The organism is Thermosipho melanesiensis BI429 (assembly GCF_000016905.1).
Taxonomy (GTDB): Bacteria; Thermotogota; Thermotogae; order Thermotogales; family Fervidobacteriaceae; genus Thermosipho; species Thermosipho melanesiensis.
This window is the reverse complement of the sequence record NC_009616.1, coordinates 996,299-1,018,834: the sequence shown is the minus strand read 5'-3', so window position 1 is coordinate 1,018,834 and position 22,536 is coordinate 996,299. Positions and strand designations below refer to the sequence as shown.

Annotated in this window: 28 protein-coding genes; 7 read left to right on the top strand and 21 right to left on the bottom strand. The window is 31.3% G+C overall.

The window, feature by feature from the left end; genetic code table 11:
• Positions 1-98: 98 nt before the first annotated feature.
• Genes TMEL_RS05195 through TMEL_RS05165 form a run of 7 tightly spaced genes read left to right on the top strand, consistent with a single transcriptional unit; the run spans position 99 to position 8,465 of the window.
• Positions 99-1,295, top strand: coding sequence for a hypothetical protein (locus TMEL_RS05195; protein ID WP_012057218.1), 1,197 nt, complete (start codon positions 99-101; stop codon positions 1,293-1,295).
• The gene (locus TMEL_RS05190) at positions 1,292-2,149 is read left to right on the top strand and encodes a glycosyltransferase family protein (protein WP_012057217.1); all 858 of its coding nucleotides are present in this window, start codon (positions 1,292-1,294) and stop codon (positions 2,147-2,149) included. Before TMEL_RS05195 ends, TMEL_RS05190 begins: the two co-directional genes overlap by 4 nt.
• A gap of 4 nt (positions 2,150-2,153) precedes the next feature.
• Positions 2,154-2,540, top strand: coding sequence for a hypothetical protein (locus TMEL_RS05185; RefSeq protein WP_012057216.1), 387 nt, complete (start codon positions 2,154-2,156; stop codon positions 2,538-2,540).
• Positions 2,533-3,948, top strand: coding sequence for a GT4 family glycosyltransferase PelF (pelF, locus tag TMEL_RS05180; protein WP_012057215.1), 1,416 nt, complete (start codon positions 2,533-2,535; stop codon positions 3,946-3,948). Before TMEL_RS05185 ends, pelF begins: the two co-directional genes overlap by 8 nt.
• A 1-nt stretch (position 3,949) precedes the next feature.
• Positions 3,950-5,341 carry an exopolysaccharide Pel transporter PelG gene (gene pelG, locus TMEL_RS05175; RefSeq protein ID WP_012057214.1) on the top strand — a complete coding sequence of 464 codons (1,392 nt, stop codon included), beginning with the start codon at positions 3,950-3,952 and terminating at the stop codon, positions 5,339-5,341.
• Positions 5,338-7,608 carry a DUF2194 domain-containing protein gene (locus TMEL_RS05170; protein ID WP_012057213.1) on the top strand — a complete coding sequence of 757 codons (2,271 nt, stop codon included), beginning with the start codon at positions 5,338-5,340 and terminating at the stop codon, positions 7,606-7,608. The genes pelG and TMEL_RS05170 overlap by 4 nt, the downstream gene beginning before the upstream one ends.
• Positions 7,605-8,465: an MJ1477/TM1410 family putative glycoside hydrolase gene (locus tag TMEL_RS05165; protein ID WP_012057212.1), complete on the top strand. Its 861-nt coding sequence runs from the start codon at positions 7,605-7,607 to the stop codon at positions 8,463-8,465. The genes TMEL_RS05170 and TMEL_RS05165 overlap by 4 nt, the downstream gene beginning before the upstream one ends.
• 14 nt (positions 8,466-8,479) lie before the next feature.
• On the opposite strand, the gene TMEL_RS05160 is transcribed toward TMEL_RS05165, so the two are convergent.
• From TMEL_RS05160 to rpsE, 21 genes are all read right to left on the bottom strand, one after another.
• Positions 8,480-9,799 (bottom strand): glutamine synthetase family protein, encoded by a 1,320-nt coding sequence (locus TMEL_RS05160; RefSeq protein ID WP_012057211.1) that lies wholly within the window; start codon positions 9,797-9,799, stop codon positions 8,480-8,482.
• Positions 9,800-9,884: 85 nt separating this feature from the next.
• Positions 9,885-10,751, bottom strand: coding sequence for an RluA family pseudouridine synthase (locus tag TMEL_RS05155; protein WP_231109781.1), 867 nt, complete (start codon positions 10,749-10,751; stop codon positions 9,885-9,887).
• Complete coding sequence (gene lspA / locus TMEL_RS10515; RefSeq protein ID WP_012057209.1) at positions 10,672-11,217, bottom strand: signal peptidase II; 546 nt, start codon at positions 11,215-11,217, stop codon at positions 10,672-10,674. Before lspA ends, TMEL_RS05155 begins: the two co-directional genes overlap by 80 nt.
• 9 nt (positions 11,218-11,226) lie before the next feature.
• A complete protein-coding gene (locus TMEL_RS05145) occupies positions 11,227-12,081 on the bottom strand; it encodes a CheR family methyltransferase (RefSeq protein WP_041426005.1) in 855 nt (284 codons plus the stop codon).
• On the bottom strand, positions 12,020-12,742 hold the full coding sequence (locus TMEL_RS05140) for a hypothetical protein (protein WP_012057207.1): 723 nt from the start codon (positions 12,740-12,742) through the stop codon (positions 12,020-12,022). Before TMEL_RS05140 ends, TMEL_RS05145 begins: the two co-directional genes overlap by 62 nt.
• Position 12,743: 1 nt before the next feature.
• The gene (locus TMEL_RS05135; RefSeq protein WP_012057206.1) at positions 12,744-13,502 is read right to left on the bottom strand and encodes a YebC/PmpR family DNA-binding transcriptional regulator; all 759 of its coding nucleotides are present in this window, start codon (positions 13,500-13,502) and stop codon (positions 12,744-12,746) included.
• A 48-nt stretch (positions 13,503-13,550) separates the two neighbouring features.
• On the bottom strand, positions 13,551-14,129 hold the full coding sequence (clpP, locus tag TMEL_RS05130; RefSeq protein ID WP_231109780.1) for an ATP-dependent Clp endopeptidase proteolytic subunit ClpP: 579 nt from the start codon (positions 14,127-14,129) through the stop codon (positions 13,551-13,553).
• A gap of 13 nt (positions 14,130-14,142) precedes the next feature.
• Positions 14,143-15,450: a trigger factor gene (locus TMEL_RS05125; protein ID WP_012057204.1), complete on the bottom strand. Its 1,308-nt coding sequence runs from the start codon at positions 15,448-15,450 to the stop codon at positions 14,143-14,145.
• Positions 15,451-15,490: 40 nt separating this feature from the next.
• Positions 15,491-15,874, bottom strand: coding sequence for a 50S ribosomal protein L17 (rplQ, locus tag TMEL_RS05120; RefSeq protein ID WP_012057203.1), 384 nt, complete (start codon positions 15,872-15,874; stop codon positions 15,491-15,493).
• A gap of 1 nt (position 15,875) precedes the next feature.
• Complete coding sequence (locus TMEL_RS05115) at positions 15,876-16,862, bottom strand: DNA-directed RNA polymerase subunit alpha (protein WP_012057202.1); 987 nt, start codon at positions 16,860-16,862, stop codon at positions 15,876-15,878.
• A gap of 6 nt (positions 16,863-16,868) precedes the next feature.
• The gene (gene rpsD, locus TMEL_RS05110) at positions 16,869-17,498 is read right to left on the bottom strand and encodes a 30S ribosomal protein S4 (protein WP_012057201.1); all 630 of its coding nucleotides are present in this window, start codon (positions 17,496-17,498) and stop codon (positions 16,869-16,871) included.
• Positions 17,499-17,511: 13 nt separating this feature from the next.
• The gene (gene rpsK, locus TMEL_RS05105; protein WP_012057200.1) at positions 17,512-17,901 is read right to left on the bottom strand and encodes a 30S ribosomal protein S11; all 390 of its coding nucleotides are present in this window, start codon (positions 17,899-17,901) and stop codon (positions 17,512-17,514) included.
• A gap of 12 nt (positions 17,902-17,913) precedes the next feature.
• On the bottom strand, positions 17,914-18,282 hold the full coding sequence (rpsM, locus tag TMEL_RS05100; RefSeq protein WP_012057199.1) for a 30S ribosomal protein S13: 369 nt from the start codon (positions 18,280-18,282) through the stop codon (positions 17,914-17,916).
• A 12-nt stretch (positions 18,283-18,294) separates the two neighbouring features.
• Positions 18,295-18,411 carry a 50S ribosomal protein L36 gene (gene rpmJ, locus TMEL_RS05095; RefSeq protein ID WP_012057198.1) on the bottom strand — a complete coding sequence of 39 codons (117 nt, stop codon included), beginning with the start codon at positions 18,409-18,411 and terminating at the stop codon, positions 18,295-18,297.
• An 18-nt stretch (positions 18,412-18,429) separates the two neighbouring features.
• Positions 18,430-18,654, bottom strand: coding sequence for a translation initiation factor IF-1 (gene infA, locus TMEL_RS05090; protein WP_004101484.1), 225 nt, complete (start codon positions 18,652-18,654; stop codon positions 18,430-18,432).
• 5 nt (positions 18,655-18,659) lie between these two features.
• A complete protein-coding gene (map, locus tag TMEL_RS05085; RefSeq protein ID WP_012057197.1) occupies positions 18,660-19,412 on the bottom strand; it encodes a type I methionyl aminopeptidase in 753 nt (250 codons plus the stop codon).
• 5 nt (positions 19,413-19,417) lie between these two features.
• The gene (locus TMEL_RS05080; RefSeq protein WP_012057196.1) at positions 19,418-20,062 is read right to left on the bottom strand and encodes an adenylate kinase; all 645 of its coding nucleotides are present in this window, start codon (positions 20,060-20,062) and stop codon (positions 19,418-19,420) included.
• A gap of 4 nt (positions 20,063-20,066) precedes the next feature.
• Positions 20,067-21,353 (bottom strand): preprotein translocase subunit SecY, encoded by a 1,287-nt coding sequence (secY, locus tag TMEL_RS05075; RefSeq protein ID WP_012057195.1) that lies wholly within the window; start codon positions 21,351-21,353, stop codon positions 20,067-20,069.
• A gap of 2 nt (positions 21,354-21,355) precedes the next feature.
• The gene (gene rplO / locus TMEL_RS05070) at positions 21,356-21,799 is read right to left on the bottom strand and encodes a 50S ribosomal protein L15 (protein WP_012057194.1); all 444 of its coding nucleotides are present in this window, start codon (positions 21,797-21,799) and stop codon (positions 21,356-21,358) included.
• Positions 21,800-21,813: 14 nt separating this feature from the next.
• Entirely contained in the window at positions 21,814-21,999 is a 186-nt protein-coding gene (gene rpmD, locus TMEL_RS05065) for a 50S ribosomal protein L30 (protein ID WP_012057193.1), read from the bottom strand.
• A 1-nt stretch (position 22,000) separates the two neighbouring features.
• Positions 22,001-22,531 carry a 30S ribosomal protein S5 gene (gene rpsE, locus TMEL_RS05060; RefSeq protein ID WP_012057192.1) on the bottom strand — a complete coding sequence of 177 codons (531 nt, stop codon included), beginning with the start codon at positions 22,529-22,531 and terminating at the stop codon, positions 22,001-22,003.
• Positions 22,532-22,536: the final 5 nt, after the last annotated feature.

Below are 22,536 nucleotides of genomic sequence, written 5' to 3'. Positions count from 1 at the left end.
CTGAAAAATTCCTAGTCAAAATTGTAATAAAAGTTACAAAAATAATACTTTTATAACATTCCAGTAATTTTTGTTATAATATAAAACGGAGGAAAAATATGCAAAAATACTTTAATTATATTGAAATCATAGTTCTCAACACAATCATATTCTTTATAGATATATTATTTAAATACTACGGATATGTTCTATCATATCCAAATCCTTATTTTGTATTGAATATTTACATTTCAATAAGACATGGTATAAATCTTTTCTTTTTTTCCACATCTTTGAGCTTATTTTACTATTTTACTTCACTTTACATACACTACAAAATCAACATCTTTTCAGTGATATTTTCATGGTCTGTTATGCGCATACCACTAATTATCTTATCAATAGGATTTCTAATAGGATTTTTTAGAGATATGTACATCCAAAAAATAAACGAACAAGCAAATCAGATAAAGATACTAAACGAAAAAATTAAACGACTTAAAGAAAATATAAAGAAATACTCTTCATTAACGAAAGACTTGCAAAACAAACTACTACTCGAAAATAAAGGTGTATCACTATTTGTTGATAAACTAAAGGAGATAGAATTCAACAACCCAGAAGATATATTCAACGAAGCAGTTGAACTTATCTCAGACTTCGTAAATGCAATAACCGTCTCCATATATACAATCAGCAAAAACAATTTTTTAAGATTAAAAGTAAGAAAAGGTTCACAAATTCTTCCTAACTCATTTCCCATTGAAAAATCAAAAATTATTTCAACTGCAAATGAATTAGGCTTCTCATCTGCAAGCGTTTTATATCTCTCAGATGAAAATGTTGACTTTTCAATGGAGCCGGTTATGGCCGCAAAAATATCGCAAAAAAACAAAACTGTTGGCTTTGTAGTCATTGAAAACATTGACCCAGAAAAGATAAACAAAAACACAGAAACCTATTTGAAGCTTTTATCAGATTGGCTATCCAATCTTCTATATGTTTCATTGGAACTTGAAAAACAAACAATAACAACTGATGTAGAAAAGTTCAATTTAATTTTCGAAAAAATAGATGAAAGATTTCGAAGATTCAAAATTCCATACTCCTTTATTAAAATATCTGTTTCCAAAGAATTCGAGGTAAACGAAATAAAAAAATACATTAGAGAAACTGACTTCGTATTCTTTAACAAAGAAAAAAATGAATTAAATATAATCCTTACTTCTTGTAATTCTAAAGGTCTTGAACGTGTCCTTGAAAAGATAAGGTTAGAAAAAAACATTAAAGTATTGGAGGCATATACAAAAGAATGAAAAAAATTATAATGTTTTTAACAATTATATTTGGAGTGTTACCAATAATAAAAACAAACATATTTTTCTTCTTTTTATATCTAGCTTTAAATCTAATTGATCTAAAGATCTTAGATCTTTTAAACTCAATAATTTTTTTTCCATATTATCCTATAATAAAATTAATGCTTTTAAAACCAAGGAGCCCAACATATTTTTCGGAAGACTTCGAAGAAAAAATATTGGAAATTTCAAACCCTGATTTTAAAAGTGTGGATCTAGCACCTTTTAACATAATACTTAAATACGGTAGTAATTCTCAAAAAAAAGAAGCGATCAGAATGATATTTCAACTTTTAAAAACAGAACAAATAGATTTTTTAGAAGGAATAAATTTACTATACAGCGTAATTGAAACAAATTCGGACCAAGATGTAGTCCTATATGCCTCAGAAAGTATAAACAACGTGGAAAATATACTTTTAGAAAAGATTTCAGAAACAAAGAATAAAAAGATAGAATATGCAAAATATTCATTTTATTATGCCCTATCTCCTTTTCTCACGGAAAATCAAAAGATAGATATCTTGCTCTCTATAAAGCAAATCTTACTAGACAATCTAGCAACATATCCTTTTAATATAAAAACCATTTTATTATTAATTGATGTACTACAATACCTTGGCGAAGATGAACTTATTGAGGAGATAATAGATGAAAAAGTTGAAAAACTAAACTCTCAAACCTTACTTGAAAAAGCTTTACTTTTCTATATAAAAAAGAAAAAGAAAGAAAAAGTTAAAAAGTTACTAGAAAAATTCAACGCATATAACTTTACTTTCAAAAATGAAGCTTTGAAAGTAATTCTGGAGTGATAAAATGGACAAAATCTTATTCTTTCTAACTCTATTTTTAATAGTAATAATAATTGTTATAAATTACAATCAAGTAATCTCTCCAAATGAGATAAAGAAATTACCTTGGGATAAAAGAAGCTTATACATAAAAATGAATGAAATATTTAACGAGTTGTACAACAAACAAAACTTAACAACAAAAGATTTAGCAAAAGTAGAAGAATTAATGGTAATTTCCTCAACTCTTAAAGATTTTAACAAATACAAATTTGCAGAAAATTTAAAATTTAATCTTCTAATAGAAGAGCTTGAAAAATTAAATTTAACTTCTATACAAAAATTTGGGTTGTATATAATTAAAAATAACCCAAAAAAAGATGAAATAACAAAAATGTTAGAAGGTGATTAAACTGAAAGTAGGAATAATTTTTGAAGGTACGTATCCTTACGTAGTAGGAGGAGTATCAAGTTGGGGACATTCTTTAATAAAAAACATAAAAGATATGGAATTTTGTGTAATACACGTTGGAGATATACCTAAAGAAAGGCAATTTAAATATGAATTTCCAAAAAATGTTACTGACTATTTTGAATTCTCATTATTTGCTCAATATAAATTCAAAAACAAGAAAAAAATAGCAAAAAAGTTTACCAATGAACTCAGTAAAATAATAAAATATCCATTTGACGAAAAAGCAATGGGCAAAAAACTATACCACCTTTTTGAAAACAATAACTCTTTTGATTTTACAAGTTTTCTAAAATCAGATTTCTACTGGAATTCAATAATTAACTTTTATCAAAAATATCTACCTTACGAAAATTTTCCAAACTACTATTGGACATTATATTCAATGATGATTCCATTTTTAAACGCAATGACAATAGATCTTCCAAAATGTGATATATACCATACAATAACAACAGGGTATGCAGGTATATCCGCAATATTAAATGGATTAAAATACAATAAACCAGTTGTTTTAACGGAACACGGCATATACCATAGAGAAAGACAACTTGAAATACTACGCTCTGATTGGATAAAAGAAGAATTCAAAACAGGTTGGATAAAACTATTTAATACAATAAGTTCAATTGTATATCAAGGTGCAAAGAAAATTACCACGTTATTTAAAGATAATCAAAAATTTGAAAAAGAATTCTGCAGCGATGATTCAAAAATGTTTGTAATTCCCAATGGAATAGATGTGGAAAAATTCAAAGATATAAAATACAAAAAAGAAAAACATCCCTTCAACGTTGGATTAGTTGGAAGGGTTGTTGAAATAAAAGATATAAAAACTGCAATTAAGGCTGCAAGAATAGTAAAAGACAAGATAAAAGATTTCAAATTATATATAATTGGCCCTAAAGATGAAGAACCAGAATATTTTAAAGAATGTTATGAAATGGTGGAATTATTTAATCTAAAAGACACAGTTGAGTTCACAGGCATGGTAGATGTAAAAAAATACTATGAAAATCTAAATCTTCTTTTACTAACAAGCGTTAGTGAAGGACAACCTTTTGTTATATTAGAAGCTTTTTCCATAGGTATACCCGTGATTGCAACAAACGTTGGCGCATGTAGAGAATTGGTATATGGGAGCAAAGAAGACATAATTGGTCCTGCAGGAATAATAGTTAAACCAAAAGATTTTAAATCAATTGCCAATGCTATAATAACACTTTATGAGAATGATACATTTAGAGAAAAAGCATCTGAAATCGGAAAAAAGAGAGTTCTACTAAGATATACCTTAAAGCAAATGATAAAAAATTATAAAAACCTATATCTTTCGGTGGTGAAATAAAGTGGCAGGAATAGGGTTCAAATTAAATAGACTTTTCTTTCAAAACAAAATATATACAGATGTACTTGCAATTCTTTATTCAATCTTAACATCTGCAGGCCCGTGGATTATAACAACTATATCATTGTGGATAATTCTCAACTACATAAAAACCACAAATATATACTTTAACACTGCAGTAATATATTCTTTTATCTTTTCAATAATAATTTCTGGAATATTTTCCATGTTTTTTTCACGGAGAATATCAGACTTAATTTACGAAAAAAATTACCAAAAAATTTTACCTGAAACATTAGGCATAATCGTCTCAAATGCAATCATACTAATCATATTTCTAACTATTTTCTTTTCTATAAAACCACAACCTTTTGATTTCATAATTGCCTTTAGCTATTTAACAACCTCGTTAACTATATTATGGTTAATCTCCATTGTTACTATAGCTACAGAAGAAATAAACTGGTACATCCTCTCATACATTATTATGGGAATTTCAGCCATATTACTTTCAAAAGTGTTTTCATTTTCAACGTTTTCTGAAATATACGGATACGCCCTAGGAGTTAATGTGGGAATTGTAATAAATTTCATAATAATCTACAATTCATTTGGAAACGAATCATACAAAATTTCGTTTGAATGGAAAAAAGAAATTAAAAATTATTGGCAACTCCTCTTCATAGGTCTTTTATACTATCTTTCCATATGGATTGATGATATTATTGTTTGGAACACACAAAAATTTGGCGAAGAATTAATAAAAGGTTTTAAATTTTCATATATATACGATAGTCCTATGTTTTTTAGCTACCTAACAATTATTCCTACAATTACAATGTTTATATTAATCCTAGAAACACGTTTTTACAAAAAATACAAACAATTTTATATATCTCTAATAAAAGGATACGTATACTCAGAAATCTTAACACTAAAAGAAAATATGGAAAAAGAATTAAATCAAAGTATATCACTTACAATAAAGATACAAATATTAGTAACCACCTTAATGTTTACACTAAACGAGTTAAAATTGCTTCCTATTTCAAATGAATTTTCTAAACCAATCTTAAGATTAGGATTAATAGGTGCTATGTTAAATGGTTTTTTTCTAATGATATTATTGTTAATATTGTACTTTGACTTTAGAAATACCGCACTAGTTTTAACGCTTTCGGTATTGTCCTTAAACCTTGTTTTAAGCTATATACTAACACAAAAAATAGGTTACGCTGCGCTTGGAGGGGGTTATGCTATTTCATTTTTAGTCGGTACACTTGTTTCATACAACATACTTAAAAGACGTGTAAAGGATATAATAAAGATAGAGTTTTTCAGACAAAAGCTTTCTATTCCCGAAGGAAAAATTATCAAAGGAGTGAAAAAATGAAAAAATTTATCATAATTCTACTTTTAATCTTAAGTTTGTTTGTCTTTTCACAAAAAAAGATTTTGTTATTGTATAAAAAAACAGAAGAATACGGAAAATATATGCTTCAAAATTATGTTATTCCCATATTAGAAAAAAACGGCATAAGTTATGATCTAAAAGATATAGAAACCTTTAATTACTACAACATTTCTACAAAGGAATACCTTGGAGTAATTAGTTGGTATTATTCAACAGAACTAAAATATCCAAACCTTTATTTAAGACAATTATCAAACTTTGTGGAAAATAACGGTATATTCTTCTTTTTCAATAACCTTGGAGTTTCAACTAATCAAAGAGAAATAAATAATTTTTTAAATAAGCTTGGAGTACATTACATGTATGGATACAAAGTTTTAAAAAACTTTGAACCTTTATATGAAAAAGAATTTTTCACTGCAACTCCTTCTACATTACCTCAACCCGTAGAAAAATACAAAATCTTTGAAAAAGATGTCAATATTTTGCTGGAACTAAAATCAAACAACGAAACATATCCTCTAATATTTATTTCCCCTAAAGGTGGCGGAGCATTGTTTAATTCTTTTTTTGATAACAATAAAGAATTTATATTAAACATTGAAAAAATATTCAACATATTTCTCAAAAAAACTGTAGGAAGTAAAAATAAAATTTTACTAGTAAAAGACAAATACGATACTAATTATTATGTAAATATACAATACCAAATTGAAAAAATGTTAGAATATGCAAAAATAAACTTTAATACAACAACCATCAGCACTTTCTACAACAAATCTTTTATAGATCTTTTAGATTATAGATATATAATCTGGATAACAAATGCAAAATATATAGATACGGAAAATACTGAAATGTTTTTGGAAAATGGTGGAAGCATTGTTTATATAACAGATTTGCACAATACTCCATGGAAGGATAAGATAAAAATTGAAAAACATGCAATTTCAAAAATTATTTTTGATAAAAGACTTTTTCCATTAACTAATTCTAAAGATGGAATTGAATTAGAAAGAACCTTCGAAGAAAACTTAAAAATTGTCCTTGACAATGAAACTATTCTTTCATATCTTGTAAGTTCAAACGAAAAGCTTCCAGCTATTTGGTATAAAAAAGAAAAAGGTGGATATATAGGATATATATATCCACCTTTGGTAATAAAAGAATTAAGGGGATTAATCTTACAATGTATATTGGAAATGCAAGATTACAACATTATGGGATTTTTAAATTCCTACATATTCTACATAGATGATTTTCCAATACCTTCTTATGAAATAAAAAAGAAAGGCATAAAAGATACCGACTTTTATTACAAGATATGGTGGAAAGATATAAAGGATTTTGCAAACAGTTACAATATAAAATATACATTTATCACTCCGTTAAGTTATAATGGGGCAAGTAATCCTCCTTTTGATTTTTCAGAATTTCTAATAACAGATGAACCTATTAAGGCTTTAATGGAAATAGACAATTCAAAACATGAACTTGGTCTTCACGGATATAATCACCTTTCACTTTTAAAAGAAAATTGGACAAATAAAGAAAATCTACAAGAAGGATTAAAATCCGCCAAAAAATTCATTGAATCTGTTCTTGGGCACCCTATTTTTATAAACAGCTACGTTGCTCCAAATAACCTTATTGATGAATTTGGAGTAAAAAACCTAATTAAAGCATTACCAGAAATAAAAACAATAGGCACAACATATACCTCACCAGATGAATTTTCAGAATACAAAATTTTGGAAAACTTTACAATAATCATACCACGTCCTACTTATGGATACTATCCTTTAAAAAAAATATTGCTTACCACAATAAATACACTCTCAAATTTTGGTGCTTTTCAACATTTTATACATCCCGATGATTTCTTCTCTAATGAAAGAAATCCGTTAAATAAAAGCTGGAAAGAACTATTGTTACATCTAGATAAATTTTACTATAAAATCAAAACCACCTTTCCTTGGTTAAGAAACCAAACAGCTTCAGAAGCATATCCGTATCTATTTGAATTTTTAACGGAAAAGTATGAATATAACATAAAAGGAAATAGCTTGGAAGTAATTATCGAATCATCAACAATAAAACCTAAATACTTCCTGCTTCGCACGAAAATACCTATTAGAAAAGTTATAGGTGGAAAAATAATTGCTTTTTATCCAGAAAATGACATTTACATATTAAGTTCAGAGCTTTCAAAACTAACAATAAAGTTTTTGGAGGAAGAAAAGTGAAATATCTTACATTGATATTAATTGCGCTAATACTAATACAAATACCAAGCATAGAAAAAACAGATGTTCCATTTATCTACCAACTACAAAAAATAGATATAAAAAAAATCTATGATCTTTATACCCCAAAGTTTTTAGTGATAGATGTGTTTGAAATATTAAATAATGAAGACAAAATCTACCTACAAAAACTCAGAAAAAACGGCACAATAGTACTAGCCTATATAAGTATAGGAGAAGCAGAAGATTATAGATACTACTGGAAAGATATATGGTGGAAAGATCCTCCAAACTGGTTAGGGAAAGAAAACGAAAATTGGAAAGGAAACTATAAAGTAAAATACTGGTACAAGGAATGGAAAGAAATAGTATTTCAAACAATAAACAAAATAATTTCAAAAACAGAGGTTGACGGATTATATCTAGATATAATAGATGCATTTGAATATTGGGCACAAAACGGGTATGATATAGAATTTACTGCACATGAAATGATTAATTTCGTGAAAGAGATAAAAAATAGATATAAATTACTAATAGTTCCACAAAATGGAGAAAGTATACTAAACTTTGACACCGACAGCTCTTATCTAAACTCAATTGATGGAATCGGTATAGAAGATTTGTTTTTCTACAAAAGCAAAAAATTAAAACACACCCAAGAAAGACTAAAATACATTTTAAAAATTAAAAAAGAAGGAAAATTTGTATTGGTAACAGACTATATTTTCCCATCTAAAGTAATTGATGAATTTATAACCCTCTGTGAGACATACGGTTTTTATGGATATCCAGCTAACAAAAATAAATTGCTAAAAGATTTATCTTTTGGACTTAAATATTTAAAAAAAAAGTGAGGGCAACTAAGCCCTCATATTATTTCATATCTTTTTCTTTCCCATTCCGTAACAAGCATAGAATATTCTTTCCATTCATTTCTTTTCATCTTTATAAATTTTGCAAAAATATGTTCACCTAATGCCTCTTTAATCAAATCACATTTTTCCATCTCGTCAATCGCCTCTTTAAGATTTTCAGGTAAAACTTTTATTCCAAAATTTCCCTTTTCTTCTTCATCCATCCGATAAATATTCTTTTCAACTGGCATAGGTGGTTCTATTTTCTTCCTTATACCTTCCAATCCCGCTTTTATCAAAACCGAAAAAGCTAAATATGGATTACAAGATGGATCTGGTGCTCTGTATTCTAACCTAGTTCCCATTTGCCGTGCCATTGGAACCCTAATAAGTGCTGACCTATTTGCAAGTGACCATGCTACATTAACGGGAGCCTCATAACCAGGAACCAATCTTTTATAACTGTTCACAGTTGGATTAGTGATTGCGGTAATAGGTCTTGCATATTTTATCAATCCACCAATGAAATATCTCATTGTATCTGAAATGTCATCTTTCTCTTTATCATAAAAGGCATTATCTTTAAGATCTTCCGTTAAAAGACTCAAATGAACGTGCATTCCGCTGCCGTTTACTCCAAAAAATGGCTTTGGCATAAACGTAGCGTAAAGTTCATTCTTTACAGCTAATGTCTTTATAACTAATTTTACCGTCTGTACAGCATCCGCTGAAGATAGTGCATTACTATATCTAAAATCAACCTCATGTTGAGATGGAGCAACCTCATGATGTGTTGCCTCCACATCTATTCCCATTTCCTCTAACATAACGGCAACCTCACTTCTAAGATGTTCTGCTATATCCACAGGTAAAAGGTCAAAATATCCACCTTCATCTAAAAATTCAAATACAGGTCTATTGTCTCTACGTGGAAGTAAGAAAAATTCAACCTCTGGACCTGTATGTGGAATAAATCCCATTTCTTTTGCCTCATTCATAACCCTTTTCAATCTATACCTTGGATCCCCCTCAAATGGTGTTCCATCATGTTTATAAACATCACATATTATTCGTGCACTCTTTTGACCTTCCAATGTCCAAGGTAATATAGCAAATGTAGAAGGATCGGGCTTTAAATACATATCAGACTCGTTAATTCTAACAAAACCTTCAATTGAAGAACCGTCAAACATAATTCCTTTGTCAAATGCCCTTTTTAAGTCATTCGAGGGTATTTCAACATTCTTCAAGACACCATTAATATCAGAAAATTGAAGCCTAATAAATTTTATCTTTTCATGCTTCACAATCTCAAAAATTTCATCTATCCCCATAAAAACACCCCCTAAAATAATATAATAAGGCGTAAAAGCCCTATATGTCAAAATTATAACACTTTTTCGTTAGAAATCAAGTTTTTTAACCAATTTCCGCCAAATTTCTTATAACCTGCTTAAAATCCTCTGGAAGTGGGGCTACAAATATCATCTTTTCATTGGTAGAAGGGTGATAAAAGGAAAGTTTTAAGGCATGAAGCATTTGTCTTTTTACGCCAAAAATTTCATCCTTTTTTCCCCTACCATACAACTCATCACCCAAAAGTGGATGGCCAATGTATTTCATATGAACTCTTATCTGGTGTGTTCTACCAGTCTTTGGAAAGGCAAGCAAAAGTGTTGCATTTTTAAATCTTTTAATAACCTTAAAATAAGTTATGGCATTCTTTCCCCAATCAACGGGTGCAATTTTTGTGCGCACAACGGGATTACGTCCCAAGGGTACATCTATTGTTCCGTAATTTTTTTTCACTTCCCCTGAAACTATCGCAATGTAAGTTTTCTCTGTTTTTCTCTCTTTAAATTGCATAGATAAGCTTTGATGCGCTTTATCATTTTTGGCCACAACTATTACACCACTGGTATCTTTATCTAAACGATGAACAATACCCGGTCTTAATTCTCCACCAATCCCTTGAAAATCGTTACAATGATACATTAAAGCATTTACCAGTGTGCCAGAAAGAAAAGTTGGTGTGGGATGAGTCACCACACCAGGATCTTTATTAACTACAATAATGTCTTTATCTTCGTATATTATCTTTAAAGGTAGATTTTCTGGTAATATTTCCACTTTCTTTGGTTCTTCTGGAAGTTCAAAGGAAACAACATCTCCATTCTTCAATTTGTAACTTGGCTTTTTTTCTTCGTTATTTACTGTTACCATTCCACTCTTGATCGCTCTTTGAATGTACGTTCTCGATATCCAGTCTGGTGCTTTTTCTTGAATAAATTTGTCTAATCTCCAACCCTTCTCCCGTGCTGTTACTTGAATTTCCAACATCTCTCCTCCGCAAAGAAATTATAGCAATTCCAATACCACCTAAAAGTATGAAAAAATCAGCTAGATTGTATATTGTGGGCCAGTAAGGCATAGTTACAAAGTCTACTACATATCCAAATCTAATTCTATCCACTACGTTTCCTAAGGCTCCACCAATAATAAATCCCAGAAACATATTTGTCAAAAAATCAAGTCTTTTTACAAGTGGTATTATAGACAAAAATATCGTAATTGCAAGCGTTAAATACACAACTATTTCTTTTGAATTTGAAAAAAGCCCAAATGCAACCCCTTTGTTTGTTGCATAGGTAAAATAAAAAAACAACACTTTTTTTGGATTAAACCTCCAATAATTTGTCGCTATATACTTTGTAATTTGATCTATTACAAACGCCAAAGTAATCCAAAACAAGTAACCACCTCACAATTTTCTATAAATAAACGGGGAAGCAACCTCAAAACCTAACTGTCTGTAATTAAAAATTCTCTCTGTATTTCCCACAAATAACAATCCACCTGGTCTCAATGCTTTTGAAAATTTTTCATATAATTCCATTTTTGTTTCTAGTTCAAAGTAAATTACAACATTCCTACACAATATCAAATCATATCCACTCTCAAATTTATCTTGTAATAAATTGTGTCTTCTAAACAATACCCTCTTTTTTACAATATCTTTTACCTTATATGTCCCTTTATTTGTTAAATCAAAATACTTCTTTAAATATTGAGGTGGAGTATTTACAAAAGATCTTTCCTCATATTCTCCTAAACGTGCTTTTGTTAAAACTCCAATGTCAATATCAGTTGCATGGACCTTGGATGTACTTGGAGCTCTTAATTCTTCTAATAATATAGCAAGGGAATAAGGTTCTTCACCCGTAGAACATCCTGCACTCCAAGCCTTAAATTTCACGCCACTTTCACGCAAGAGTTGTGGTATAAACTTATCCCTTAACTCCCACCATTTTTCTGGATTTCTAAAGAACTCCGTAACATTAATAGTCATCCTATCAAAAAATTCTTCTTTCTTTTTTTTATCTTTTGAGATCAAACCATAATAATCCTTGTATGACTTAAGATTATATTTTTTTATTAGCATTTCTATTCGTCTTTTTACCCTGTGTGGTTTGTACCCCGTAAGATCAAAATTAAAATGTTTCTTTACCTGTTCCAAAAACCATTGGAACTCTTCTGTAGAAAATTCTTGGTTTTCACCAAACTTTGAACCCAATAGAAAATCGCTTTTCTTCTTTTTGAAATCTTCCAAAGACATCTAAATCACCCCATTTTACACTAGAAAAAATTTCATCCTGATTTACAAACAAATAATTCTCACCATCCAACAAAACAAAACCTATTTTTTCATACATAGGATTAAAGTAAAATCCAAACGAGTCACCTTGAAAATATAGTGCAATTTTAACACCATAATCCTCATAAAAACATATCACATTTTTCAATTGTATTCCAAAAATATGTTGTTCAAACGATTTTTCGAAAAAAATTTTTAAAAACTTGTATTTTACACCTATATTAATAAAATTCTCTTTAAACATTAAATCTACAACATTTCCAGAAAAATAATTTAGATCGTTATAAAAACCAGCAAAACCATATCTAACGTTTAATCCTATTTCATAAGGGTTTACACTTACCGAAAACGGAATATCTCTATGAAAATATCCATACTCTACTGAATAATATTCTGAGAATAGATAAAAGAATATATCAGGTTCTTTTGGTAAAACTACAGGAAAGCCCTGCTCCCAATTAACTTTTAAATCATAATGAAGCAGGGCTTTAATTTTCCAAAACTCAATATTTTGATCAATGTAAAAACCATAAGAAAAATTAATGGGATCTACCCAATAAGTAATTATATGCGTAAAACACAATATTGGAAACAAAGAAAAGAATAAAACAACTTTCTTCATTTTATCCTTCAAGCTTTGCCATTATTTCTTCCATTTCTTTGTCATCAATATCGAAGTTTGCATAAACTTCTTGTACATCATCGTTATCTTCCAATACGCTAATTAACTTTAAAACTTTCTCTGCATCTGCACCTGTTACCTTTACCGTATTCTTTGGAATAAATGTTACTTTTGCTTCGCCTTCAAATCCATTGCTTGCCAAATTATCTTTCACTTCAGTTAATTTTTCAGGAGCGGTAACAACTTGGATAGGATCGTCTTCTATAATGTCTTCAGCACCTGCATCAATTGCAACCATTGCAAATTCCTCAAAATCTGCAACCTTATCTTTGGGAATTTCAATGATCCCTTTTCTCTCAAATAACCATGCAACTGAACCGCTCTCTGCAAGAGAGCCACCATGTTTACTCAATAAATGTCTTAATTCTTGTGCTGTTCTGTTTTTGTTATCTGTCATTGCGTATATGTATAAAGCTACACCTGCTGGAGCATATGCTTCATAAATTATTTCTTGATAATCTACACCTTCTAACTCCCCTGTTCCTTTCTTTATGGATTTTTCAATTGTATCTTTCGGCATATTTGCTGCTCTTGCTCTTTCAATAACTGCCCTTAACCTTGGATTTGTTTCTGGATCTCCTCCGCCTTCCCTTGCAGCAACTATAATTTCTCTAATTAATTTTGTAAATATTTTGGATCTTTTTGCATCCTGGGCAGCCTTCCTATGTTTTATATTCGCCCATTTGTTGTGACCAGACATCTTTTTACCTCCTTTAAATTATCCTTACCAAATACATTATACCACAAATTATTTTTTTCTATCCCCAGGCTTTATTACCTTATCTATCAATCCATATTCAAGAGCATCTTCAGGTGTCATAAAGAAATCTCTATCGGTATCCCTTTCAATTCTCTCTATTGGCTGACCCGTATGAAGGCTTAGTATCTCGTTAATTTTATTTTTTATTCTTAAAAGTTCTTTTGTCATTATTTCCACATCTTTTGCCGGTCCTTCTGCTCCACCTAAAGGCTGATGAATCATAATTCTACTATTTGGCAATGAAAATCTCTTCCCTTTTGTTCCACCAGCAAGAAGCACTGCCCCCATAGAAGCAGCTTGTCCTATACAAATAGTCGTTACATCACACTTTACATATTGCATGGTATCATATATTGCAAGTCCTGCACTTACAGAACCACCAGGTGAGTTAATGTATAGTTGGATATCTTTATCTGGATCTTCCGCTTCTAAAAACAAAAGCTGAGCAACAATTAAATTCGCCACGTGGTCATCTATAGCACTCCCGAGGAAAACTATTCTATCTTTTAACAATCTAGAATAAATATCATAAGCCCTTTCATATCGTCCCGTATTTTCAACCACCATTGGGACATATTGATCAATTATTTTCTTCACTCTCTTCACCTTCTTTGTTTACATCAACTATTTCTCTTTGAACCTTTTCTGCCACTTTATCAAGTACCTTATCTACAAAAATCATATTCTCTACTTCGTTTCTAATATCGTTTCTTTCTTTTACCAATACTTTTGCTCTTTCAACACTAATTCCCCAATATGGAGCAAGCATTTCAGCATATTTTTCTAACTCTTCATCTGTAGCTTTTTCTTCTATTTTGTACTCTTTTGCAAGTTTTTCAATAGCAGACTCTTTCTTAAGTTCATTTACATAATACTCCTTCAAAGATTCTAAAGCTTTTTCTTCATTTTCATATTTTTTCACATATTCTTCGTATTTATTTTCTTCTTTCATATTGTTAACTATGAGTCTTACTGCATAATCTATTGTCTTTTCTGAAATAAATAACTCCGTAACCTCAGAAAGTTGCGCTAAAATCTGTTCTCTTATAGAATTTTTTATTTCGTTATCGTAAATTTTTGTACCTTCTTCCATTATTTTGTTTTTCAATTCATCTAACGTTTCAAGATGCAATTCAGTCAAGTTATCCTTTACAAATTCGTCGGTGATTTCCGGAAGATTTCTTTTGTATACTTCCAAGATTTCCAATTTGTAATGATAGACAACTTTCTCTCCATCTTTTCCCGTAAATTCCTTATCAAATTCCACAACATCGCCTTTTTTATGTCCAATAACATTTTGTACCGTTGGCCTTTCATCTTCTTTATAAAGAACGTACTCGTCTTCCTTACCGTCAATTAATACTTTTCCGGAATCTTTATTGGTAATATAAACTTTTACCCTAACAAGGTCTTCGTATTCAGCTTGCCCATCTTTAGGATCCAAAATAGCATGTTCTTCCTGCAAAGATTTTAATCTTAAGTCAAGATAATTGCTTAAAACCTGGCCTTTATTTGCAACTCTTACTTTTATGCTTTCAACATTTACCTTTGCAACCGGCTTTTTATGAAAGTTAACTACTATTCTTCCTTTATCTTCTGTTACCTCTTTTTCTACAATCTCAGGAATAAGCAAAAGATTTGATTCATCCTTGAAAGATTTGTAAACTTGATCCACCAATTGTTCAAATACAAAATAATCATAGAAATCTCTTCCAAACCTCATTTTAAAAACATTAAGAGGGACTTTACCTTTCCTAAACCCCTCTATGGTATACTTTCTATTTAATTCGTTTAACGTCCTTCTTTCTGCAACTTTTATATCCGTTGAATCAAATAAATACTCCTTTGTCACAATATTTTTATCTACACCTAGTTCTTTGATCTCCATACCACACCTCCTCAAAGAGTAAAAAAGGGGGAATACCCCCTTACTCTTCTATTACTAATTTTATCAAAGACATTTCCGCTCCATCGCCTCTTCTGGGGCCTACTTTGTAAATGGCGGTATACCCACCCTGTCTATCTAAATATTTTGGGGCAATTTCATCTACAAGTTTATTTACTAATCTTCTATCTCCCAAAGCCTTAAATATCTCTCTTCTTAAAGCTACTTCTCTTTCTTTCTTTTCAGCCTTTTTTGCTTTTATTGCTTTTGTCATCAATTTCTCAAAATATTCTTTTACTGCTTTTGCTTTCTTGGTAGTTGTGATAATACTTTGATGTTCGACAATTTCCCTTGACAAATTCCTCAAAGTTGCTCTTCTGTGACTGCCGTATCTTCCTATTCTATGTTTATTCTTTCTATGTCTCATCTTATTCTTCCTCCTTTCCAAAACTAATTCCGAACTTCTCCATCAACTTTTCTTTGACTTCATCTAATGACTTTTGACCAAAGTTCTTTATTTTTAATAACTCTTCCTCTCCTCTTTCTAACAAGTCACCTATCGTTTCAATTTTATCTCTTTTTAAACAATTCAATGCCCTCATGGATAAATCCAACTCGTCTATCTTCTTATTCAAAATCTCGTTTTCATCTATTTTTTCCTCAACAATTTCCGCTTTTGTTGTTTCAATAACTATACCTGCATCTTCCATATCTCCAAAACTCTCTTCAATTAGTTTAAAGTGATCATTAATTATCTTAACTGCTTGCTTTAAAGCTTCAACAGGTTTTATATTCTTCTTAGTCCAAACTTCCAAAATCAATTTATCATAGTCTGTTTTTTTACCAACCCTAACATTCTCTATCTTCCAATTAACCTTCAATATGGGATTGTATACCCCATCTAATACAATCCAACCAATATCAGGTCTTTCGTTTCTTTCAGCTGCTGGAACAAAACCTTTTCCAACGGTTGCATACATCTTTATCTCTATATCTGCATCTTCATTCAAAGTTGCTATATGTAAATTCGGATTTGTTACAGTCACACCTGCCGGAACAACTATATCCCCTGCTTTAATTTCTCCTTCACCTTTATGCTGAATTGTCAGTTCTACAGGTGTATTCACATAACTTTCCATCTTTAGCTGAACTTTTTTTAAATTTAACAAAATTTCTATTATATCTTCTTTTACACCTTCAATAGTATCAAATTCGTGATACTTCTCTGGCCTTACAAATTTTACATCAGTAATTGCAAGTGAAGGAATGGAAGAAAGTAAAACCCTCCTCAATGTATTACCAATCGTTGTTGCATACCCTTTTTCCAATGGAGACAATACGAATCGCGCATAATAATGCTCATCTGTTTCAGAATGATCTTCCATCTTAAGATTTTTGGGCATAATAAAATCCATATTTTATCACCTCGAGTACAATTCAATAATTGCTTGTACATCAACTGGAAGATCAATAACTTCTTCTAGTTTTGGATGTCTTTCGTAAACCCCTTTATAGTTTTCAAAATCAACAGAAAGCCATGGCATTCTATTTTTATCCTTGTTTAGTTCAATAGCATTTTTTATCGGAAGAATGTCCTTACTTTTTTCCCTAACTTCTATTACATCACCAGGTCTAACTTGATATGAAGGAATATTAACCTTTTTTCCATTAACTAAAAAGTGTCCATGACTTACAAGCTGTCTTGCCGTTGTTCTATTAACTGCAAAACCCAACCTATATACTACATTATCGAGTCTTCTTTCTACTTGAACAACAAGATTTTCACGGGTATCTCCTGATTTTTTTGCGGCTTTCTCGTAATATCTTCTAAATTGCGCTTCAAGAACTCCATAAATTCTCTTCATTGTTTGTTTTGCCCTTAATTGGATTCCATATTGTGTTAACTTTTTCTTTTCTCTACCATGATCACCTGGAGCAAAAGGTCTTCTATCAAATGCACATTTATCTGTAAAACACCTTTCACCTTTCAGGTACAACTTCATTCCTTCGCGTCTGCAAAGTTTACATTGTGGACCTGTATATCTAGCCATTTATTTCCCTCCCTTAAACTCTTTTCTTCTTTGGCCTACAGCCATTGAATGGAATAGGTGTAACATCTTTTATCGTTCCTATTTCGAGTCCTGCTGCTTGAAATGTTCTAATTGCCGCTTCTCTCCCAGAACCAGGACCTTTTACCAATATGTCAACTTTCTTAATTCCAAGCTTTACAGCTTCTTTTGCCACTTGGTCAGCCGCAAGTTGCGCTGCATAAGGTGTTCCTTTTCTTGTACCTTGAAAACCTGCTGTTCCTCCACTTCCCCAAGTTATTACTTTTCCATCTGGATCTGTTAAGGTTATTATTGTGTTATTATACGAAGATTTTATGTGAACTACTCCATGATCAACCGCTATTTTCTTTTTTCTTTTTACAACTCTACGAGTTTTTTTTGCCATTTATTTCCCTCCTTATTTTTTCTTCTTGATTCTACTTGGTCTTGGACCTTTTCTTGTTCTTGCATTAGATTTTGTTTTTTGTCCTCTAACTGGTAAACCTAATTTATGTCTCAAACCTCTATAACATCCTATATCAATTAACCTTTTTATATTCTGCATTACCTCTGTTCTTAATTCACCTTCTACCTTATAATTTTGCTGGATGAATGTTGCAATTTTGCTTATTTCTTCATCGCCTAACTCTCTAACTCTTTTATTTGGATCTATGTTTGTAGCTTCACAAATTTGTTTTGCCCTTGTTTTCCCTATACCGTATATATATGTAAGTGCAATTTCTACCTTTTTATCATTTGGAATTTCAACACCAACAATACGAGCCATCTATCTCCCTCCTCAACCTTGCTTCTGATTGTGCTTTGGATTTACTTTACAAATAACATAAACCCTTCCTTTTCTTTTAATTATCTTACAATGTTCGCATCTTTTCTTTACAGATGATTGTACTTTCATGTTGCTCTCTCCTTTCTTTTAAGACTTTTTTCTGTAAACTATCCTACCCTTTGTTAAATCATAGATTGTTAACTCAACTACTACTTTATCCCCGGGAACAAGCCTTATAAAATTTTTTCTCATTTTACCACTAATATGAGCCAAAATTTTATGACCATTTTCTAGTTCAACTCTAAACATAGCATTCGGTAAAGCTTCTACAATTGTTCCTTCCATCTTAATTATATCTTCCTTATTTGACAATCTTATCACCCCACCTGGGTTAGAACTTCACAACCTTCTTTTTTTACCCACAAGGTATGTTCAAAATGTGCCGCTCTTTTTCCATCCACAGTAACAACAGTCCAACCATCTTCCAAAATTACTACGTGCCAGCCGCCTTCCGTAACCATAGGTTCTATTGCAATCGTCATATTTTCCCTTAAAATTATCCCTGTCCCCTCTTTACCATAATTTGGAATCTGAGGATCCTCATGTAATTTTTTCCCTACCCCATGTCCTACAAAATCTCTTACCACATTAAAACCATTTTTTTCCACATACTGTTGTATTTTTGCCGACACATCCCCTAACCTTATGCCGGCCCTAACTGTTTTCACTGCTATTTCTAAAGCCCTTTTAGTAGTTTCAACTAATTTTTGACCCATTTCATCTGTTTCACCAATTATATATGTGTATGCTCCATCACCGTAATAACCTTTGTATATTGCTCCGACATCTAATGAAACTATATCACCCTTTTTAAAGACCTTGTGCTTCAACGGGAATCCATGTATTACTTCATCATTTACAGAAACAGTAGTAATATACGGATAACCATGATAATCTTTAAAAGCTGGTTCGCATTTTAACTCCTTTAAAACATTTTCCGCAAGTAGTTCTAAATCCCAAGCTGTTGCACCTTCAACTGCTACTTTTTTCGCCTCGTTAAGTATTGTTGCAACAGCTCTTGAAGCTATCTTTATTTTTTCAATTTCTTCAATTGTTTTAACGTAAATCAATTTTTTCACCTTCTGATAATATTTAATACTTCTTTTATTACTGAATCAACATCCATGGAGCCATCTACTGTAAAAAGTTTGTTAGATTTTCGATAATATTCTATTACAGGGTATGTGTTATCCATATATACCTTATATCTTCTTCTTACAACTTCTTCCCTGTCATCTTCTCTTTGGTATAACTCCCCACCACATACATCACACTTTCCGTTAATTTTTGGTGGAAGAGTTATTAAATTATAAATCTTTCCACAATTCTTACATATTCTTCTATTGCTTATCCTTTTTACTACTACATCTTCACTTACTTCAAAATATATTGCAAATTTAAGCTCTCTACCAAGTTTTTTCAATATTTCATCTAAGGCCTTTGCTTGTGCAACAGTTCTGGGATATCCATCTAGAATAAAACCTTTTTTACAATCTGGCTTAGAAAGACGTTCTTTAACAATAACATTTGTAAGATCATCAGGAACTAATTCTCCACGTTTTAAAATATCTTCTACCTTTCTTCCCAATTCACTCTTTGCAGAAATTTCCTCTCTAAACATATCTCCCGTGGAAATATGTGGAATACCTAAAATTTCTTTTAATTCTTTTGCATATGTCCCTTTTCCAGCCCCGGGAGGCCCCAGGAAGACTATATTCATTTTATCATCTCCTTCCTGGGAGTTTTCCTTTTTTAACAAATCCCTCATAATTTCTCATAATCAAGTGTGCTTCCATTTGTTGAGCTATATCAAGAGCCACACCAACGGCAATTAATGCGCTTGTACCACCCAACCATATACTTACGCCTGTAACACCTTGTACCAGATATGGAACAAGTGCAATTATTACCAAGAATAATGCTCCAACAAAGGTTATCCTATTTAAAACTCTTGTTATATATTGTTCAGTCGGTTTTCCTGGCCTTATACCAGGAATATACCCACCATAACTTTTTATATTTTGTGCAATATCCTTTGGATCAAATACAACTACACTATAGAAATACGTAAAGAAAAAGATTAATACAGCATAAATGGTTATTATAAGCGGACTTGTCATTGAGAATAGGGATTTTAGAGTCTGAGAATTCGTAAATTGTGCAATTCCAACAGGTATAGAAACAATTGCCCAACCAAATATGATTGGTATAACCCCACTGTGATTTACCTTAATAGGGATGTGTGTAGATGTTCCACCATAAATCCTTCTACCAACCATTCTTGAAGCATATTGCACAACAATTCTTCTTTCAGCTTGTTGAACGTATATAATTCCAATAACCATTAAAAACATTACACCAAGTAAGAAAATCCACTCAAATATATTCAATCCACCTAATACCGCTGTCCTAAAATATGCCGGATATCTTGCGACAATACCAGCAAAAATTAGCACACTAATACCATTTCCTATACCTTTCTCGGTTATCCTATCACCTATCCAAAGTAAAAACATTGTACCTGCAAGTAGGGTTATTGTTGATAACAATGTAAATGTCCATAAAGGTATTACTAAAACATTTTCAAAACTTCTCGCAAGACCAAAAGAAACCACAAATCCCTGTAAAGCACCGAGAATAACCGTCAAATTTCTTGTTATTCTTTGGAACTTTTTCCTACCCTCTTCTCCTTCCTTTAGAAGCTCTTTTAAGGAAGGAATAACGGAAGACAATAATTGTAGAATAATAGATGCGTTAATATATGGTGTAACACTCATTGCAAAAATAGAAAACCTTCTAAAAGCTCCTCCTGTAAAAACATCATAAAAACTCAACAAGCCCCCAGCAGCACCTGTTCCCATTTGAGAAAAAGCAGTCCCCCATGCCTTTAAGTTCACCCCAGGAACCGGAATATATATTCCTAATCTAAAAACTATTAACATTAACAATGTAAATACTATCCTATCTCTAAGTTCTGGTATCTTTAGTGCGTTTCTTAAAGCTTTCCACATTATTAGATCACCTCTACTTTGCCACCAACGGCTTCTATCTTCCTCCTGGCACTTGAACTAAAGGCATGGGCAATTACTGTTAGTGGTTTTGTAATTTCACCATTTCCAAGAATTTTTACTCCATCATTTATCTTCTTTATTACACCTTTTTCCAACAATTTTTCTGGTGTTACCTCTTCTCCTGACTCAAAAATTTTTTCCAATTGTTCAACATTAACCACACTGTATACTTTTTTGGTAAAGTTTTTGAAACCAAATTTAGGCAATCTTCTGTGTAATGGTGTTTGCCCACCTTCAAACCAAGGATGTACTTTTCCTCTTCCTCTTGCTTTTTGTCCTTTGTGCCCTTTTCCCGATGTTTTTCCCTTACCAGAACCTATACCTCTACCTACTCTTGTTCTTTTTTTCATAGAACCAGGAGTGGGTTTTATATCTGATAATCTCATACTACATTACCTCCTTATTCCTCTATTTCCTCAACTTTAACCAAATGCCTTACTTTTCTAATCATACCTCTAACCTGAGGAACGTCTTCTTTTATCACTGTAGAATTTAATTTTCTTAATCCAAGCCTTTTCACTGTATCTTTCTGATCGTATTTGTACCCTATGGGACTTTTAACTAATGTAATCTTCAATTTCTTCATATTAACCCTCCTTCTTTACGCCGTGAATAACTTCTTGTGGGGTAATATCTCTTAATTCTGCTATTTTCTCCAACGATAGGAGGTTTTTCAATCCATTAACAGTTGCTTGAGCTAGCACCACTGGGTTTGTAGAACCACTTGATTTTGTAAGTATGTTATGAATACCAGCCAATTCTACAACTGCACGAACTGTACCATTTGAAATTATACCTGTACCAGGTGATGCTGGTTTCAACAATACCTTTGCAGCATCTTGTCTTCCAACAATTTCATGAGGAATTGTTCCGTTATGTATAGGAACTTTAAATACATTTCTCCTTGCAGCTGATAAAGCTTTTCTTATAGCATCAGGTACTTCTCTTGCTTTACCAACGCCAACTCCAACTTTCCCATTTCTATTACCAACTACAGCCAAAACCCTAAATGAAAGATTTTTTCCACCCTTTGTAACTTTAGTTGTTCTTCTAATTTCAACTATTCTTTCTTCAAAATCTTCACCTGTTGCCTTTATTTTCTGTGCAATATCTGCCATTCAGT

Bases quoted from the DNA above. Each gene is read 5' to 3' on its own strand.
- rpsE (WP_012057192.1), bottom strand. From the start codon at position 22,531: ATGGCAGATATTGCACAGAAAATAAAGGCAACAGGTGAAGATTTTGAA.
- rpsD (WP_012057201.1), bottom strand. From the start codon at position 17,498: ATGGCTAGATATACAGGTCCACAATGTAAACTTTGCAGACGCGAAGGA.
- TMEL_RS05160 (WP_012057211.1), bottom strand. From the start codon at position 9,799: ATGGGGATAGATGAAATTTTTGAGATTGTGAAGCATGAAAAGATAAAA.
- TMEL_RS05145 (WP_041426005.1), bottom strand. From the start codon at position 12,081: ATGTCTTTGGAAGATTTCAAAAAGAAGAAAAGCGATTTTCTATTGGGT.
- TMEL_RS05185 (WP_012057216.1), top strand. From the start codon at position 2,154: ATGGACAAAATCTTATTCTTTCTAACTCTATTTTTAATAGTAATAATA.
- rplQ (WP_012057203.1), bottom strand. From the start codon at position 15,874: ATGAGACATAGAAAGAATAAACATAGAATAGGAAGATACGGCAGTCAC.
- rpsK (WP_012057200.1), bottom strand. From the start codon at position 17,901: ATGGCAAAAAAAACTCGTAGAGTTGTAAAAAGAAAAAAGAAAATAGCG.
- TMEL_RS05140 (WP_012057207.1), bottom strand. From the start codon at position 12,742: ATGAAGAAAGTTGTTTTATTCTTTTCTTTGTTTCCAATATTGTGTTTT.
- TMEL_RS05190 (WP_012057217.1), top strand. From the start codon at position 1,292: ATGAAAAAAATTATAATGTTTTTAACAATTATATTTGGAGTGTTACCA.
- rpmD (WP_012057193.1), bottom strand. From the start codon at position 21,999: ATGAAGAAATTGAAGATTACATTAGTTAAAAGTCCCATAGGGTACAAA.
- rplO (WP_012057194.1), bottom strand. From the start codon at position 21,799: ATGAGATTATCAGATATAAAACCCACTCCTGGTTCTATGAAAAAAAGA.
- TMEL_RS05125 (WP_012057204.1), bottom strand. From the start codon at position 15,450: ATGGAGATCAAAGAACTAGGTGTAGATAAAAATATTGTGACAAAGGAG.
- TMEL_RS05135 (WP_012057206.1), bottom strand. From the start codon at position 13,502: ATGTCTGGTCACAACAAATGGGCGAATATAAAACATAGGAAGGCTGCC.
- rpmJ (WP_012057198.1), bottom strand. From the start codon at position 18,411: ATGAAAGTACAATCATCTGTAAAGAAAAGATGCGAACATTGTAAGATA.
- secY (WP_012057195.1), bottom strand. From the start codon at position 21,353: ATGTGGAAAGCTTTAAGAAACGCACTAAAGATACCAGAACTTAGAGAT.
- TMEL_RS05170 (WP_012057213.1), top strand. From the start codon at position 5,338: ATGAAAAAATTTATCATAATTCTACTTTTAATCTTAAGTTTGTTTGTC.
- rpsM (WP_012057199.1), bottom strand. From the start codon at position 18,282: ATGGCTCGTATTGTTGGTGTTGAAATTCCAAATGATAAAAAGGTAGAA.
- TMEL_RS05080 (WP_012057196.1), bottom strand. From the start codon at position 20,062: ATGAATATAGTCTTCCTGGGGCCTCCCGGGGCTGGAAAAGGGACATAT.
- clpP (WP_231109780.1), bottom strand. From the start codon at position 14,129: ATGGTGGTTGAAAATACGGGACGATATGAAAGGGCTTATGATATTTAT.
- TMEL_RS05115 (WP_012057202.1), bottom strand. From the start codon at position 16,862: ATGGATTTTATTATGCCCAAAAATCTTAAGATGGAAGATCATTCTGAA.
- TMEL_RS05195 (WP_012057218.1), top strand. From the start codon at position 99: ATGCAAAAATACTTTAATTATATTGAAATCATAGTTCTCAACACAATC.